16 protein-coding genes are annotated in these 16,160 nt (G+C 63.7%); 3 read left to right on the top strand and 13 right to left on the bottom strand.

The genetic code is table 11. The annotated features are described in order from the left end of the window. Window positions 1-68: 68 nt before the first annotated feature. Genes hcaD through hcaE form a run of 5 tightly spaced genes read right to left on the bottom strand, consistent with a single transcriptional unit; the run spans window position 69 to window position 4,445 of the window. Window positions 69-1,346 (bottom strand): 3-phenylpropionate/cinnamic acid dioxygenase ferredoxin--NAD(+) reductase subunit, encoded by a 1,278-nt coding sequence (hcaD, locus tag ISG32_RS23235; RefSeq protein WP_194773407.1) that lies wholly within the window; start codon window positions 1,344-1,346, stop codon window positions 69-71. A gap of 26 nt (window positions 1,347-1,372) precedes the next feature. Then, complete coding sequence (hcaB, locus tag ISG32_RS23230) at window positions 1,373-2,191, bottom strand: 3-phenylpropionate-dihydrodiol/cinnamic acid-dihydrodiol dehydrogenase (protein ID WP_194773406.1); 819 nt, start codon at window positions 2,189-2,191, stop codon at window positions 1,373-1,375. Beyond that, the gene (gene hcaC, locus ISG32_RS23225) at window positions 2,188-2,511 is read right to left on the bottom strand and encodes a 3-phenylpropionate/cinnamic acid dioxygenase ferredoxin subunit (protein ID WP_194773405.1); all 324 of its coding nucleotides are present in this window, start codon (window positions 2,509-2,511) and stop codon (window positions 2,188-2,190) included. Before hcaC ends, hcaB begins: the two co-directional genes overlap by 4 nt. A gap of 24 nt (window positions 2,512-2,535) precedes the next feature. Then, entirely contained in the window at window positions 2,536-3,093 is a 558-nt protein-coding gene (gene hcaF, locus ISG32_RS23220) for a 3-phenylpropionate/cinnamic acid dioxygenase subunit beta (protein ID WP_194773404.1), read from the bottom strand. After that, window positions 3,090-4,445 carry a 3-phenylpropionate/cinnamic acid dioxygenase subunit alpha gene (gene hcaE, locus ISG32_RS23215; RefSeq protein WP_194773403.1) on the bottom strand — a complete coding sequence of 452 codons (1,356 nt, stop codon included), beginning with the start codon at window positions 4,443-4,445 and terminating at the stop codon, window positions 3,090-3,092. The genes hcaF and hcaE overlap by 4 nt, the downstream gene beginning before the upstream one ends. 282 nt (window positions 4,446-4,727) lie before the next feature. Here hcaE and ISG32_RS23210 point away from each other — a divergent pair, with 282 nt between their 5' ends. Further along, entirely contained in the window at window positions 4,728-5,627 is a 900-nt protein-coding gene (locus ISG32_RS23210) for a LysR substrate-binding domain-containing protein (RefSeq protein WP_194773402.1), read from the top strand. Between the two features lie 18 nt (window positions 5,628-5,645). Here ISG32_RS23210 and ISG32_RS23205 read toward each other — a convergent pair whose 3' ends face one another. Next, entirely contained in the window at window positions 5,646-6,737 is a 1,092-nt protein-coding gene (locus tag ISG32_RS23205; protein WP_194773401.1) for an acyltransferase family protein, read from the bottom strand. A gap of 564 nt (window positions 6,738-7,301) precedes the next feature. Here ISG32_RS23205 and ISG32_RS23200 point away from each other — a divergent pair. Together ISG32_RS23200 and ISG32_RS23195 are read left to right on the top strand one after the other, a co-directional pair. Beyond that, the gene (locus ISG32_RS23200; protein WP_194773400.1) at window positions 7,302-8,066 is read left to right on the top strand and encodes a hypothetical protein; all 765 of its coding nucleotides are present in this window, start codon (window positions 7,302-7,304) and stop codon (window positions 8,064-8,066) included. Next, window positions 8,063-8,263 (top strand): hypothetical protein, encoded by a 201-nt coding sequence (locus tag ISG32_RS23195; RefSeq protein ID WP_194773399.1) that lies wholly within the window; start codon window positions 8,063-8,065, stop codon window positions 8,261-8,263. Before ISG32_RS23200 ends, ISG32_RS23195 begins: the two co-directional genes overlap by 4 nt. 134 nt (window positions 8,264-8,397) lie before the next feature. On the opposite strand, the gene ISG32_RS23190 is transcribed toward ISG32_RS23195, so the two are convergent. Genes ISG32_RS23190 through trbE form a run of 7 tightly spaced genes read right to left on the bottom strand, consistent with a single transcriptional unit; the run spans window position 8,398 to window position 16,155 of the window. Continuing rightward, the gene (locus ISG32_RS23190; RefSeq protein ID WP_194773398.1) at window positions 8,398-8,643 is read right to left on the bottom strand and encodes a DUF2274 domain-containing protein; all 246 of its coding nucleotides are present in this window, start codon (window positions 8,641-8,643) and stop codon (window positions 8,398-8,400) included. Window position 8,644: 1 nt separating this feature from the next. Next, window positions 8,645-9,898 (bottom strand): TrbI/VirB10 family protein, encoded by a 1,254-nt coding sequence (locus tag ISG32_RS23185; protein ID WP_194773397.1) that lies wholly within the window; start codon window positions 9,896-9,898, stop codon window positions 8,645-8,647. A gap of 2 nt (window positions 9,899-9,900) precedes the next feature. Then, window positions 9,901-10,899 (bottom strand): P-type conjugative transfer protein TrbG, encoded by a 999-nt coding sequence (gene trbG / locus ISG32_RS23180; RefSeq protein ID WP_194773396.1) that lies wholly within the window; start codon window positions 10,897-10,899, stop codon window positions 9,901-9,903. Continuing rightward, on the bottom strand, window positions 10,896-11,600 hold the full coding sequence (gene trbF / locus ISG32_RS23175; RefSeq protein WP_194773395.1) for a conjugal transfer protein TrbF: 705 nt from the start codon (window positions 11,598-11,600) through the stop codon (window positions 10,896-10,898). Before trbF ends, trbG begins: the two co-directional genes overlap by 4 nt. An 18-nt stretch (window positions 11,601-11,618) precedes the next feature. Further along, window positions 11,619-12,956: a P-type conjugative transfer protein TrbL gene (trbL, locus tag ISG32_RS23170; protein ID WP_194773394.1), complete on the bottom strand. Its 1,338-nt coding sequence runs from the start codon at window positions 12,954-12,956 to the stop codon at window positions 11,619-11,621. Between the two features lie 11 nt (window positions 12,957-12,967). Continuing rightward, window positions 12,968-13,705: a P-type conjugative transfer protein TrbJ gene (trbJ, locus tag ISG32_RS23165; protein ID WP_194773393.1), complete on the bottom strand. Its 738-nt coding sequence runs from the start codon at window positions 13,703-13,705 to the stop codon at window positions 12,968-12,970. Beyond that, on the bottom strand, window positions 13,702-16,155 hold the full coding sequence (gene trbE, locus ISG32_RS23160; protein WP_194773392.1) for a conjugal transfer protein TrbE: 2,454 nt from the start codon (window positions 16,153-16,155) through the stop codon (window positions 13,702-13,704). Before trbE ends, trbJ begins: the two co-directional genes overlap by 4 nt. Window positions 16,156-16,160 lie beyond the last annotated feature (5 nt).

Below are 16,160 nucleotides of genomic sequence, written 5' to 3'. Positions count from 1 at the left end.
GGTAGCCGTAGTCATCGCGAGAATTTTCAACGCCGCAGACTGCCCGACTCCGCACAAGCATGCGTCGATCAGATCGGCGCAGAGGGCACTGGCTGCACATCCGCTCGTGCGTCGAATGCACCCGACTTCGCGAGCTGGCGAAGATTCAATAACGGATCGGCCAGCACATGCGAGGGTACAGAAATGCCTTTGGCGATCAACAATTTCGCGGAACGCATCTCGCGCCCCCAATTGACGGTGACGGCGGCCGTGACGAGACCCTCCCTCAGCCCCCAAAACATGAAGTTGCTGGCGAGCGGATCACCGCGTCGAATCCAGTCGGACGCCGCCATATCGCCCGCAAACTGGATGTTCATGCCACATTGATCCGTCCAGAACCACGGCGGTTGAGGAGGGTCGGAGTCAAGTCCCAGCAGCGTGCGTGCCGCGATGATCGCTTGCGTGTTGGCGTTCTCCCAGGTTTCCATTCGGCGTGGAACGCCGCGACCATCGACGCATACCGTGACATCCCCAGCCGCCAGAATTCCAGGCACGGAGGTCTGGCAGTGCTCGTCCACCATCAATGCGCCGTTCAGAAGGTCTACACCGGCAGTTCGCAGCAGGCCATCATCCACAACGGCACCAACGCCGTAAATGACAAGGTCACCTTCCAAGGCCACGCCATCCGACATCACCAGACGGATGCCGGACGCGAGGCGGCATGCCGACTCCACTGAAGTCCCCAGATGAAAACGGACACCCCGCCGCACATGCGCATCATGAAGCAGGCGGCTGACGACCTCCGGTGCATTGCGCGACATGACCCGCGAAGCGGGATCCACCACCTCCACGGTCAAACCCAACTCGACCAGACTCGACGCCAACTCCAGCCCGATGACGCCCGCACCGACCACGACGGCTCGCGCACCTCTTTCCAACTGCGATCGAAGACGCGTCGCGTCTTCCATGGTACGCAGCCTATGCACCCGATCCCCCAGCGCATCGAGCATCGGCAGTCGCCGCGCCCGCGCTCCCGTTGCCAGAATCAGGAAGTCGTACTCAAGCCAGGTGTCATCACTCAGCCACACTCTGCGAGACACCGCAGCGATTTCCACTGCGCGCACGCCAAGCCGGAGATCGACCCGGATATCGGAGTAATGCCGGGCCTCTCGAATCAGCACCCGCGTTTCGTCCGGGCGCAACAATGCCTCTTTGGACAAAGGTGGTCGCTCGTAGGGCAGCTGGCGCTCCTCGCCGACCAACGTGATCGCGCCGACATGGCCGAGCTTGCGCAACTCCATGGCGGCCGCAGCTCCTGCCTGCCCCGCGCCCAGAATCACCACGGGCGCATTGAATGGGTCCTTCATGATGCGTCTCCCATTTTTATGTAGCGCTACAGCGACAAACCACCGGCCACATGGCGGATTCCGCGAATGCCCAGCCCCGCATCGGCCTGAATCATCACGCCGCTCAGCGCACGGTTGTTCTGGCGCGAGGCCAGCAGCACGAACGGCCCCACGAAATCTTCGGGGGATGGGAAGAACTGCAACGGCAAGATCGTCTTGATCGCTTCGGGAGAGCGCGAATCCATGATGCGCCGTCCCGCCTGCCCGAGCGCCTGCGGGCCGCGCAGATCGGTGTTCATGCCGCACGGACCGATGCCATTGACTCGGACTTTGGGGGCCAGTTCGTAAGCCAACTGACGCACAAGGCCCGCTGTCGCGTGCTTGCTCGACGTGTAAAGAGGTCCACCTCCTCCGGGATAGAACGACGAATTGGACATCGTGAAGATCATGCTGCCCTCGCTCTTGACCAACTCGGTCGCAGCCGCCTTGGCGCCCAGCAGATAGCCCTTGACGTTCACCGCGAACAATTCATCAAAGCCCGCAGCAAGCGACGCGGCATCCGTGTCCATCAAGCTGGCACCATGGTCCCAGATCGCCGCATTGCCAATGAAGCAGTCGAGCCGTCCAAAACGCGCAATGGTGGCATCCACGGCTCTGGCGTTGTCTTCCGGAAGGATCACATTCCCCTGCACCGCGACGACCGCATCCCCGAAGCGGCGCACCAGACTCTCGCACTTCTCGAACGAGCGCTCCAGTACCGCGAGGCGCGCGCCTTCTTGCATGAAGCGCTCAACGATGGCCAAGCCCAGACCCGAGCCCCCGCCCGTGATGAGCACCACCTGATCCTGCAGCCAGCCACAGGTCATGCTGCAGCCCCCAAAGTGAGGCAGATCTTGCCGTCCACCAGCGTCACCGGATAGGTTCTGATGGCGTCCGTGGCGGGCTGACACAGAGGCACTCCGGTGCGCACACAGAATCTGGCCGCGTGCAGCGGGCATTCAACGGTACCGTCATCTTCGACATAGCCCTCCGACATCGACGCGTTTCCATGGCTGCATCGGTCATCCACCGCGAAGTACTCGCCGCCGATGTGAAACAGCGCAATCTCCAAGCCGTTTACTTCGACCTTCAGCGCACCGCCCTCGTCGATGGCGCCTGCATCGCACGCAACAATCTGGCTCGTCATACCTTCCCCCTCATTTTTCTTCTTTCAGAACAGCACACTCAGGTTGTGCGAAGTGATCACGACCTGATCCAGCGTGATTTCGCGAAAGTAAATCCGCCAGCCGTTTGCGGTATCTGCGGCGCGGCGAATCCGGTCCACGCGCGTGCCTATGTAGGTATTGAGATCGCGCTCCTTCTGCGAGCGGTGCAGCACATAGTTGCAGCGAACCTCGTAGCCATCGCCATCGACAGCCGCACTGATACGCAGGTTGGTGATCAGATGGCGCGTGCGCGAAGGCGGCTCCTCGGCCCATGCCATTCCCGTCTCGAGGCGGGCGATGCGGCGCTCCAGTTGGCCCCATGTCTCATTGAAGATCCATGTGGTCGGCGGCTGAATGCTCTTGCGCCTATCCCGGGTCTGCGCATTCGTCGTGCTGCGCATGAAGTAACGCACATCGCTGGCGATCACGCCCAGCCAGCCGCGGAAATTCCAGTCGTCCAGAAGCTCGGCCTCCAGAAAAAGAAAGTCCGCAATCTGATGATGAAGAGCCACATCCACCACGGGCGACGGAGTGGCAGGGATGTCGATGACGGATGCATTCATTTGACCAACTCCAGTTCGTAGCTGCGGCTTCGTTCATGCACTTCGGCCCAGGTGTCACAGACCAGCAGATCGACCCAATGCTTGTAGAGACCGCGCGCAGCGGTCTCCGAGAAGATGTAGTTGGTGACGCCGGGCATGTCGTCGCGCTTGCGCTCGTTGCCCAGGCCCATTTCGAGGCACAGCCTGGTCGACCGCGCGAACTTGCCGCGCAGCACCTTCTGGATTTCCGTCCAGTTTTCTGAGTCGTCCTGCTCCAGAAAACCCGCCGGCCCGAAAGCCCGAGTTTCGCTGCGCTCGAACGCTTCCTTGACGTGCTCCGGAGCCGCCTTGTCGGCGATGCAGAAGTTCCAGACCTCCACCCGATTCGGTCCGCGCGGATGCCACACGCGCAGCGTCGCCGTGCCGTTGAGCCAGCTCATCGTGGGGAACATATTGTTGTGACCCGCCAGCCGCAGCGCCCGCACCTCGCCCAGCCGCTCTCGCGCCTCATCAAACGTTTCGCGGAAATACTGTGACACCTCTCCATCGACCCATACGTTCGCGTCCGGCCGTTCGGTGAAGAAGAAACCGCTGCCATGACCGCGCTCGCCGTACTGAACGGCGTCCTTGGCTGTCTCCCAGACCGGTCTGGCCGTCTGGCCCGAGCCCAGATGCCGCTCATCCGCATCAGGCTTCGCGCCAAGCACCTGCACCGCCGAAACATGAGAGAACAGCGCGTGATATTGATCCGATGCAAACTGCTCTGCAGGCAGCTTCCAATTGCAGTCGATGGTCCATTTCTGCACACCGCCGATGATCTCGGTACCGCCTTCCCGGCGATCCAGCACGCCGTCCAGATACCAGGCGATGTCGCCCATGTAGTCTTCGAGCTCCGGAGCTTCCGGATCCCAGTTGCCGAAAATCAACCCCTTGTATTCGCGCACCCTGGTGACCTCGCGCAGCCCCCATTTCTCCTTGCACAGCCCCTGCGGATAAGCCTTGTGCTCAAGTGGCACATCGATCAGCGAGCCATCCACGCCATAGCTCCAGCCATGGTAGGGACAAGTGAATGCCTTGGCGTTGCCGCTGTCCGCATGGGACACTCGCATCGACCGATGACGGCACTGGTTCAGGAAGGCTTTGATTGAGTCATCCTTTTGTCGCACGACGACGATGGGGTCTTCCGCCATGTAGGTGTTGAAGAAATCACCCGCCTTGGGTATCTGGCTGACGTGGCACAGAAACAGCCACGTGCGGCCGAAGATGCGCTCCAACTCAAGCTCGTAGAGCTCAGCGTCGGCATAGATGGCGGGATGAATGCGCCCGGTTTGGACATCGACCATTCCCTCGATGTCTTTTGAACTGATCGCCATGGTGTCTCCTCACTTTGGGGGCTCGATCGCGGCCCGATGATTCAGTCCGCAAATGGTAGGGATGCACTCTGGATGGGTGAAATACTTTCTTCCTCTTTCATGATCGGAAAGTCCGATACATGCCTTGCCACTTCATGGAGCAACATCAAGACACGGCGCCGATTTCAACGGAAGAATCGCTGACCTTCTGGCTCTTGGCAGATCGGATATTGCGATGCACAAAATCTTCGACTTGCCCGGATCGGGTGCACTCAGGACGTTCTTCGTCCCAAAGACACACTGATGAACTTCCGCCGCTTGCGCTGCTTCGTGGCTGTGGCCGAGGAGCTCAGCTTTACCCGCGCGGCGGAACGGCTGCACACGTCCCAGCCCTCGCTGAGCGAGCAGATCCGCAATCTGGAAGATGCTCTGGGTCTCACGCTGCTCACACGCAGCCCGAGAAAGGTCGAATTGACAGCCGTGGGCGTCGTGTTTCTGGAGGAGGCTCGTCAGGTGCTCCGTCAGGTCGAATACGCGGTGGCCCGCACACGATCCGCGGCAGAAAAGGCAAGGGAAAGCCTGAGCATCGGCTTCGTTCCGTCCGCCGAGGTGCAAATCTTCCCTGCGGTGCTCCCTGCCCTGCGCCTGCAGTTCCCACGCGTTCAGGTGGTACTCAAGAGCCTCACCCCACCCGAGCAGCTTGCGGCGCTGAACAGTGGCGAGATCGACATCGCCTTCACCCGCCCGCCGCTCAACGCCAACAAGATCTTCAGCGAGGTCATCCTCAGCGATCCCCTGCGCGTGTTCATGCAGAACCGCCACGCCCTTGCCAGATCGGCACGAATCGCTCCCAAGCGCCTGCATCTGCTGCCCCAGATCGGCACCGACGCCTCGTTCAGCGGCGCGCTCAGCGAGCTCACCGAGGCCTATCTGCAGGACCATGGCGTTCAGGCGGGGGAGATACAGGCGTCTTCCAACATCCTGATGAGCATGAACCTCGTGGCCGGAGGCTTTGGCTACGCGCTGCTTCCTGCCTACGCTGAAACCTTCACCCCGAAAAACGTGGTCTCCCGCGCCCTGCTGGGTGCTGCTCCCACCATCGATCTGATCATGGCCTGCGCCAAGGAAGAGGCCGCCCGCTCACCCGTGCTTCTGACGCTGATGGCGCTGGTGCGTGACTCCATGGAAGCCACGTCGCCGTGAATGAAGACAGGCCTTGCACTAGCGGGCCGCCAGAGGCGGCAGAGCGGGCTTGCGTCGCGACAGCCATCGTCTCGTCCACTCCAACGCGGGCTTCTCCACCAAGAACCATGAAAGCGTCGCGAGTCCGAGCGTCAACACCAAGGAGAGTCCCACGCAGACTGCCAGCGACCATCCGTGCGCCAAAGACACCTCGGTCACCGCCTGCTGGATCGGAAACGCGTAGATGTAGGTGCCGTAGGAAAGATCCGCCCTGGGCTGTCCTCGTATCCATGCGGCGCCGGCGAACGCCAGATACATGGTCAGACAGCTCAGTCCCACCCAGACGCCCATCTGCACCCACATGAACTCCGAGGAGCATCGTGCCGCCGTCAGGGCCGCGACGCCCACCAGTCCATGCCACCAGCGCACGCCCCACCCTGCCTTCGCCCACGCACTACCGACGAAGAAATAAACACCCAATGACGTGATCTGCCTGAGCGACCAAAGCTCCTTGAACCATTGCGGCGCCGCGGCCGGAGCGTCCGGCCAATCGAATGCCGTTGCCAGCAGCCAGATGGCGGCCAGCGACAACGCCATGGCAAGGTAGGCCCAGCGCCACCAACGGATGAGCGTCAGCGAGACCAGCGCGAGCAGCAGATACATCGCGAGCTCGTAGCGGATCGTCCACAGCGAGCCATTCACCGCGCGCGCAAAGGGATTGTTCTCGAAGACCCCCGGCAGGACCTGCACCGTCGCCAGCCCCGCCGCGTTGTTCACGAAATTGGCCCACGTGACGGGACTGCTCCAGTACGCCGCCTGCGGCCAGGTCGTCATCAGCGCGCCGATCACCGCAATGGAAAACACCGTCGCGCAGATCAGCCCCGGATAGATGCGCGCCACCCGCCTGATGACGAAGTCAGACCATCCGGCACTGCGCTCCCAGCTCTGGGCGATCAGGTATCCACTGATGACGAAGAAGACACACACGGCCGCCGAACCAAGGCTGTGCCCCATGAAGGGAATCGGCATCTGCAGATGGTAGAGATAGGCCCCGTGGCTGAAAAGAACGGCCACTGCCGCCAGCAGACGCAGCAGATTGAAATTGTTTCGATGATCGGCGGAGCTGGACACGGCTGAAGACACAGTCAAGGTAGGTGAGGCCCGCCGACTGTAGCGTAAGCCCGCGCCGCCGCGCCGCTCCCGGTGGGCTTGCGGAAAACCACATCAGGATTCCCCACCCCGGAGTTCGCGGACAATACCCGGTTCCCAGAATACGAACAGCCAGTGAAATCGACAGCAATGAACGAAAAGTCAGAACAAAAACAGGCCCCCGCGGAATCTGATTTCTCGGCGCACACGCCGATTGTGAAGAAATAAAGATGCGCCGAAAGGCGCATTTTTCATTTTCCCCTTTATCGACAATCACTTAAGAAGCATGCGCCGCAATACGCTGGAGCGCACCATGGGCGTGGATTGGCATGGTTTGGCGATGGAATTACACCAAAATTACACCAGCAAAATGGCCCGGAAACTGCTGCATATTCCAGCGTATGGCGGCGTACTTTTACGGCACTCGCCAGGACTTTTCCAAGCACGCTGAAATGCCCGTTGCACCTACGCCCACCTGCGCTACAGCAGGTTCCACCCACGGCTGGCGTGTGTCATCGTTGCGCTGCATTACAAAGAGCAAACCAAGTGCCGCACTCACCCTCTGATTTCTACCTGACCCATCTGGTCGATCTGCACCAACGGCTGTGCGACAGCCCGGTCGCACGCGCGTACCTCACCGGCACGGGCATTCGCCTCGATGGCACCGAACTGAGCCCCACAGACTCCTATGACCTGCCGATGGGTCGTTTCTCGATCACAGAGTTCGCACATCTGTTCTCGGTGTTCGATGGCAGCCGCGTTCACCAGCAGGTCGAGCACGCCTTCGGCCCGGATGAGGCGCCGCCGGGCCTGTATTTCACGATCGCCAACCCCCACCTGATCCAGCACCCCGCAAAGAACCGCCTGGGCCTGTACGCCGACCCGGATGGCAGTACCGATCTATTCATCGACGGCCTGCATGTCGATCGCTACGTCCTCAGCGAGCGGAACACCCCGCCCTCGCTAGGCACGGTAGCCTTCGCGCTGTGCGCGATCACGGCTCATTTGGCCGGCCTCTCCCACGTGACTCTGGTAGCCGCAGGCGGGAACGGATTTGACCAGAGGTACATCGGCTACAAGGTCTGGCCCAAACTGGGCTTCGATGCACCGCTGTGGCCAGACGAAGTTGCCCAAGCGCCTCATCTGGCCCACTGTCAGAGCGTGCAAGACATACTGGCAACCGATGCTGCCTGGTGGGACAAGTACGGTAGCCAACGCCTGATGACTTTCGATTTGACCGCCAATAGCACGTCTTGGCGAAACCTGCTACCCTATGTCAATAGAAAGCTCTCTGAAGGGAGACTTCCATGAAGAACCTTGCAACCCGTAAATCCACCGAAGCCCCGCAGAAAACCACTGCAGAGGGTGGTCGCGTCTTTACGTTTCCCCACAAGCGTATCCCTGTCGTCACCCGGGAAATGTGGCAGCAAATGAAAGCCGCTGCACGCACACCGCACAAGGGACGGCAGTACCCCGAGATCATCGAAGTGCCGGACGGCTCGATCTGAGCGCCCTACTCCACTCATGAACCCGCCAGCATCGGCGGGTTTTTTGTTTGTAGCGGCCGTTAGAACGAGGAACGCGCAGCCAGGCTGCGCGTTCTCGGTTCTTGGGTGGCAAGCGACGGGCGAGCCCATCGCCGTCATCCTGGCTTCGGGGCGGAAGCCTTGGGCTTGTCGCCCCGCTTGAATCCCCTGTCCCCGGCCATGAAGGCTTCGAGCATGTACGGAATCAGCGCCGCCGCATCGACCGCCTCGCCATAGGTCTGCGCATGGAGCATGGCGTATCTGTCGAGGTCTGCACGCAGGCTGGTTGGGCAGGTGAAGGTCAATTTCGTGCTCGCCTGGGACGGCAGCGGCCCCAGGCGGAGTTTTCTGGCTGTGCTCATTTCATACTCCCCCGCGGTGGATGAAGAGCGGCTGGTAGGGACGCAAGACCAAATCCGTTTTGACCACAATCCGCACCGGCAACCCCGGCCGCGCCGTCAGCGTCGGCTGGACGTTCATATTGCGCCGGGTCAGCTCTTGGCCCACGTGGTTGATGCTGTCCTGCGCGCTGTCACGCCCGGCGATGATGATGCGGTTGCCGTTCTGCCGGTTCTCCGGCGCGGCCAGTTCGGCGCCCACGCCCAGCAGCGTGGTCAGCGCCGCACCGGCGACGATGCGGCCCCAATGCCTGTCCACCTCATCCTCCAGCCCGGCATAGCCCGACGGGTCGGTGCCCACCAGGTTGTCGAGCGTGAGCGAAGACGTATCCGGCAGGATGATGCGGTTCCACACCATCTGTACGCGGCTCTGCCCGAAGCTCACCTGGCTGTTGTACTTGCCCAGGATGCGCGAGCCCTGCGGGATCAGCAGGAAGCGCCCGGTGGCCGTGTCATAGACCGGCTCCGTCACCGTGGCGATCACATCGCCCGGCAGGTCGGATTTGATGCCCGTCACCAGCGCCGCCGCGATCACCGTTCCGGCCATGACCTGGTACGGCGATGCGGGCATCTGGAGGCTGCCGGAATTGCGGGTTTCCGTAGAACCGCCTTTCAGGAACGCCTCTTTCTGACCCTGCCCGTTCTGCGCCACGGCGGGGTCGGTCGGTTGGGCCGCCGTTGAGGCCGGCCCGGCCGCCATCGGGTCGAAGCCCGCCATGGCGGATGACGGGCCAGCCCCAGCGACTTGGACGGGCGCAGCGCCCCCGGCCTTGCCCTGCTGGCCCGAACGGAAGAACACCGACGAAGCCGCCGCCGCTTCGGCCTCTTTGCGCAAGGCATCGTTGGGATCATGCCCCGGAGGCGTGTAGGTGGGCTGCTGCGCGGCCACGATGGCCGGGCCAAGGTCGCCCGGCAGCGGCGGCCCCAGCTCTGGCACCTTCGGCAGCTTGGAGTAGTCCGAAGGCAACCCGTCCAGCCCTTCAGACTTGGACACGCGATCAACGTTGTACAGCTCCGTCAAACCGCCACCGCGCCGATGCGGCTGCAAGGCCCAGATGGTGGCCCCGAGCACGGCGACCGACAGGCCGCCGGTGAGGATGGCCAACGTGCGCCGATTCAGCCGCGCGACTGCGCGAGGCTGGGCGCGCAGCGCTACCGCCTCGGGCGCCACCTTGGCCGCCGAAGGCACGGCAAGGTCGGGAGAATGGTCTTCCTGCATGTTCAGTCCCTCCGCTTGCCATCGGTGCGCTCGATGCGTACCACGTCGCCCCCACCCTTCCCATTCCCGCCACCCAGGCGCAGCTCGGCTGCGCCGAACAGCCGATCCACGATCAGGTACGGCGAGCGGAAACGGTAGTTGACGAGTTGGCCGTCGCCCTGCGCGCCGATCACGAACAGCGGCGGCAGTTCACCTTGCGCGATGCCCGCCGGAAACTGCACATAGACCTTCTGCCCGTCGTCAAACGCGCGTTCCGGCTTCCACGAGGGATTGCTGCCTCTGATTGCATAGCGAAAACGGATCTTCTCCAGCGACAGGCCGGCATCGACCGGCGCGGCGGTACTGGCCGCCTGCGCCTGTCGCTGCAGGGCCAGCATCCTGTCCTTGGGGTACTCCCAGGAGACCGACGCCATCCAGGTCTTTTCGGTCGAGGCTAGCTCCAGCAGGTAGGTGCGCCTATTCGTCGTAATCACCAGATTGGTCTTCAGGCCCGAGCGAATGGGCTTGACCATCACATGCACGCGCACGTCGGCGCCGGAGCCGCTGGAGGTGTCCCCTACGATCCAGCGCACCGTGTCGCCAGCGGCCACCGTCACCAGCTCCTCGCCAGGCTGGAGCGCCACCACGGTCACGCGGCCCACAGCCGCATAGACCTGGTACAGCGCTCCATCGGTGAACGGCCAGACCTGGATCGCGTTCACGTAACCCTCGCGCGTAGGCGCGACACGGGCCTCCGTGTTCGCACGGGTCACGCGCACCCTCTCATCGGGCGATTCCGGCGTGGTCTTGGCATCGCCGCCAGTCTGCGGCTTCATCTGCCCGGGCAGTGCCAGCGGCTCGGGCACCGTGACGACCTCCACCGGCTTGGGCACCTCAGGCAAGGGCTGGGCCTGCATCGGATCATCGAGCAAGATGGATGGCGGCGGCTTGCCCTGCGAGGCGCAGCCCGCCAGAGTCAACAGAATCACCGGCAAGGCGGATTTACGGAAAAGATCATTCATGGTTTTGCTCCTTCGTTCGACTCCAGTTCACGGCTCCACGCCAGTCCGTTGACGTAGATACCCAATGGGTTCTTGCGCACGCGCTGCTCGGTGCGCGGGGTCTGCTGCACGATGGACACCACCGCGTTCCAGCGCTCGGTGCGGTCGAGCGCGCCGTTCACGTAGCGCGTCTCCGTCCAGCGCACGTTGAAAGACGTGTCGCTGGCGCGGGTCACGGAAGTGATCTGCACCGTCACCGACTCCTTGCCGATGCGAGCGAATGGGTCATTGGTGCGGGCGTAATCGTTGAGCACGGCAGCGCCCTTGTCGGTCGCGTAGTCGTAGGCATCAAGCCAGTTCTGCCGCACCACGATGGGGTCGATGGACAGGCCGCGCACCAGGCCGATGAAGCGGCCCAGGTGGTAGGCCACCTGGGCATCGCTGGGCTGGTACGGCGTGGCGGCTTCGCCCACCGCGCGCACCTGGCCCGCGCTGTCCACTTCGATGACGTAGGGCGTCACGATGGACTGCGCCGAACGCCAGACCAGGCCGCCGGCCATGAGCACGGCCAAGGTGAGGCAGCCGAAGGCCATGAAACGCCAGTTTTTGGCCTGCACGCGGGCCGAGCCGATGCGGTCATCCCACACTTGCGCGGCGGATTGGTAGGGGGTCGCTGGCTGCGGCGTGTCGCCATAGCGCACCTGCGGTCGTTTGAATCGCATGGAAGTTCTCCTTGAAGATCAGGAATCCGAGTCGCGCAGACTCGGACCTTGGCTGGAGCTACCGCCGTCCCCGCCGCGCAGCGTGTGGGCGGCGGTCGTAGCGGCATGGGCGAGCTGCTGCCTGCGATGCAGGCGCTGCGCCCACGCGGGCTGCTCCTGCGGGGCGGCCTTGGATGCGTGTTCATCGCCGGGTTCGGCGCCGGTCGCGGGTGCACCCGTGCCGAAGGCGGCGGCCGCGCGTTCGCGCATCGAGCGCGCGCCCTGGGCCACCTTCTGCCCGGCGGCCTTGGCGACATTGCCCACACCGGTGGCTGCGCCCTGCAAGCCGCCGCCAGCCGCGGCAGAGCCCGCATCGAATGCCGACTTCGCGCTGCCGGCGGTCGATGCCATTGAGCGCGCCGCGCTGCCCGCCATACGGGCGGCACCAGGGGCCATGCGCGCGCCAGCGGCCACGGCGCTGCCTGCGCCCATGGCTGCAGCACCCATGGCTACGCCAGCCCCCGCCGCGCCCAGCGCGGCACCCGCCATCGCTCCGGCCCCAAGCTGCGGCCCGCCGGACACCAGCCCCGTCGCAATGCCCGGCCCGAAGATGCCCAAGGCCAGCATGGCCAGCGACGCCAGCATGATGACCAGCGCACGGTCGATGGAAGGCTCGGAGCCCGCCGGTATCCGAAACTCGGTAAACAGCCCGGTGCCGATCCCCACGATGACAGCCAGCACCAGCACCTTGATGCCCGACGAGATCACATTGCCCAGCACCTTCTCGGCCAGGAACGCGGTCTTGTTCCAGAGGGCAAAAGGCACCAGCACGAAGCCCGCCAGCGTGGTCAGCTTGAACTCAATCAGCGTCACAAAGAGCTGCACCGCCAGCACGAAGAACGTCAGGATGACGATGAACCAGGCGAGAAACAGCACCACGATGGTGTCGATATTGCTGAACACCTCCGGGAACCCCGCCATCTCGCTGATCTGCTTGAGGATCGGTGCCGCCGCATCAATGCCCGTCTTCGCCAGCCGTCCCGGCTGCAGGAAGTTCTCCATACTCAAGGAAGAACCCGAGGCCGTCAGACCCAGCCCTGCAAAGGACTTGAACAGGATGCCCGCCAAGCTGTTGAAGTTGCCGATGATGTAGGCGAAGGCACCCACATACAGCACCTTGCGCAGCAGCTTGGCAATCACATCCTCGCCCTGGCCGCTGGCATGGCCCATCGCCCAGAACAGCCCGGCGATCGTCATGTCGATGACGATCAGCGTGGCGGTCAGAAACGCCACCTCGCCCTGCAGCAGCCCAAACCCGGAGTCGATGTAGCGCGAGAACGTGTCGAGGAAGCGGTCGATGACCGTCACGTCGTTCATGAGCGGCCTCGTCAGCGGTTGTAGAAATTAACCGGATGTGGCGTGTACGGCGTGCCCTCTCCGAGAAAGCGCCGTCGCACTTCGCGGGCGCGTTCGGTGGTCGCCGCTTGCCGCGCGAGCTCCAGCGAGGCCGCCCGGTCCTGCGTGAGCTGCAGCCGCTGGGTTTGGATCGACTGCTTGGCCTGAAGCGCCAGAAGCTGGTTGGTCGCCTGCATGGCCTGCAGCGCCCCCACGGCTGACTGGCTCTTGCCCACCAAGTCGGCCAGCACGCCTTCGTCATCGGTCAGGTTCTTCGATGCCTGGGCCTGCATCTGCATCGCGGTCTGCAGGCCATTGAGCGTGTTCTTCCAGCGCTCCTGCGTGTCGCGGTACATCTGGTCGCCGCTGATGGTGGCCGCATACTGCTCCGGGTACAGGCGGGCAAAGTCCTTATCCATCCTGGCCACGTCATAGGCCAGACCCTTGGCCTGGTCGATCAGCCGCTGGGTCATCGCCAGATTGGCACGCAACTGGCCGACCACGCTGGACGGCAGGCTGGCCAGATTCCTGGCCTGGTTCTCCAGCATCTTGGCCTCGTTCTGCAACTGCTTGATCTGGTTGTAGAGCTGCTGCAGCGTCTGGATGGCGGTCAGCATGTTCTGCACGAAGTTCGACGGATCGAACACGATGAGGGCCGCCGCAGGCTGGGCGAACATCAGCGAGCCGGACAGCGCGACAGCGATGGCGGTGGAAAGGATGCGGGGTTTCATGGCGAGATCTCCTGTGGTGGCGGGGAAGGAAACGAGGACAACAAGTCGGCGGCCCAATCCAGGCCGCGATGGCGCAGCCAGGCGGCTGCGAAGGGAGAGGACAGTGGGGAGGATGAGGACGAAGGCAGCGAAGCCAGAACGGCGTCCATGTCGCGCTGGTCCTGTGGCGAGGAAGCGCCCGCAAATGCCAGGGTCGCCGGCCCCAGGTCGAGGTCGAACAGGCGGTTGCCGAGACGCGATTGGTAGTAGTAGTCGCGCTTCGGCACCGCCGTGGCGACGATCTCGATCTGCCGCGCATTCAGCCCGAAGCCCTCGTAGATCGTGCGAATCTGCGGCTCGGTCGCCTGCGGGTTCGGCAGGAAGATGCGGCTCGCGCAGCTTTCGATGATGGCCGGCGCTATGCTCGAATCCTTGATGTCCGCAAGGCTCTGCGTGGCGAAGATGACGCTGACGTTCTTCTTGCGCAGCGTCTTGAGCCACTGGCGGATGCGCGCCGCAAACACCGGGTCATCGAGGAACAGCCACGCTTCATCGAGGATCAGCAGCGTCGGTGCCCCGTCAAAGCGTTCATCGAAGCGCGCAAAGAGGTAATGCAGCACGGCCATGACGGCGGCCTTGCTGTGCATCAACTCCTCCATCTCGAAGCATTGCACGTCGGCCATGCCGAGCCGGTCGTGGTCGGCGTCCAGCAGCTTGCCGTGGGCACCACCCAGCACATAGGGCGCGAGCGCCTGGCGCAGTGCATTCGACTGCAACAGCACCGACAGGCCGGTCAAGGTGCGCTGCTCCACGGGCGAACCGGCCAGGCTCCCCAGCGCAGACCACACGGCCGCCTTCTCGTCCGGGCCGACGGCCACGCCCTCGTGCAACAGGCGGCCCGCGATCCACTCGGCCGCCCAGGTGCGGTAGCCCTCGCGGTCGATACGCGCCAAGGGCTGGAAGGCGATTTCTCCATCCGTGCCCAGGTCGTAGTGCTCGCCGCCCAGCCCGAGGATGGTGGCGCGCATTGAGCGGCCCATGTCGAAGGCGAAGATGCGCGAGCCGCGATAGCGGCGGAACTGCATCGCCAGCGTGGCGAGCAAGACCGACTTGCCCATGCCGGTCGGCCCTGCCACCAGCGTGTGGCCCACGTCGCCGATATGCGTCACCAGCCGGAACGGCGTCGCGCCATCGGTGCGCGTGACGATCAGCGGCGGGCCGCCCAGGTGGCCGTTCTTCTCCGGCCCGGCCCATACCGCCGACACCGGCATCAGGTGCGCCAGGTTCAGTGTCGAGACGATAGGCTGGCGCACATTGGCATAGGCATGGCCCGGAATGGATGAGAGCCAGGCATCGACCGAATTCAAGGTTTCAGGGATCGTCACGAAACCCCGGCCCTGAATCACCCGCTCCACCATGCGCAGCTTCTCGTCGGCTGTGGCCGGGTTGGCGTCGAGCACCGTCACCGTGGTGGTGACGTAGCCGAAAGCCACCTGATCGCTGCCCAGCTCCTGCAAGGCCGCATCGGCGTCCGTTGCCTTGTTGCTCGCGTCGGTATCGACCAGCGGGGTTTCCTGCTGGAAGATGGTTTCGCGCAGCAAGGCGATGACGTTCTTGCGCTTGGCGAACCACTGGCGGCGCAGGCGTACCAGCTCTTTCTCCGCCTCGGCCTTGTCCATGCACAAAAAGCGCGTGCTCCAGCGGTAGGCAAAGCCCAGACGGTTGAGGTCGTCCAGCATCCCCGGCCAGGTCGAGGTCGGGAAGCCCCTCACCGTCGCCACTCGCAGGTGCTGGTCGCCCAGCATCGGGGCCAGTCCGCCGATCAGCGCGGAGTCCGTCAGCAGCGCGTCGATGTGGAACGGCACCTCGGGCACCGCCACGCCGTAACGCCGCGTCGAGATGGTCGCGTGCAGGTAGGTTAGCGTCTGCGCGTCATCGAGCCACACGATCTCCGGCATCACACCGTCCAGCAGGTCAAACATCCGATCCGTCTCCGCCACGAAGGCGGTCAGGCGCTCGCGCCAGTCCGCGCCTTCGGTGGGCCGGTTCTCGTAGAGCATCCCGGCCGCACGGGCGCGGGATTCCTCGGGCGGCAGGTACACGATGGACAAGTGATAGCCGCTCTCGAAGTGGTGGCCCGAGTCCTCGAAGGATGCGCGGCGTTCCTCGTCCACCAGCCACGACAGTGGCTCAGGGAATTGGGAGCGCGGGTAGTCGGCAGCGGCCCGGCGCTCGGCCTCGATGAACAAGGCCCAGCCCGAGCCCAGGCGGCGCAGCGCGTTGTTCAAGCGCGCCGCCGTGGCGATCAGCTCGCCTTGCGTGGCGCTGTCGAGGTCAGGCCCCCTAAAGCGCGCCGTGCGCTGGAAAGAGCCATCCTTGTTCAAGACGACACCCGGCGCAACGAGTCCGGCCCAGGGCAGCCAGTCGGCCAGCAGCGCGGGCCGCTGGCGGTATTCGGCAAGGTTCAGCATGGCAT

The sequence above is a fragment of the Diaphorobacter caeni genome (assembly GCF_015354245.1).
Lineage (GTDB): Bacteria > Pseudomonadota > Gammaproteobacteria > Burkholderiales > Burkholderiaceae_C > Diaphorobacter_A > Diaphorobacter_A caeni.
This window is presented reverse-complemented; position numbering and strand designations above follow the sequence as displayed.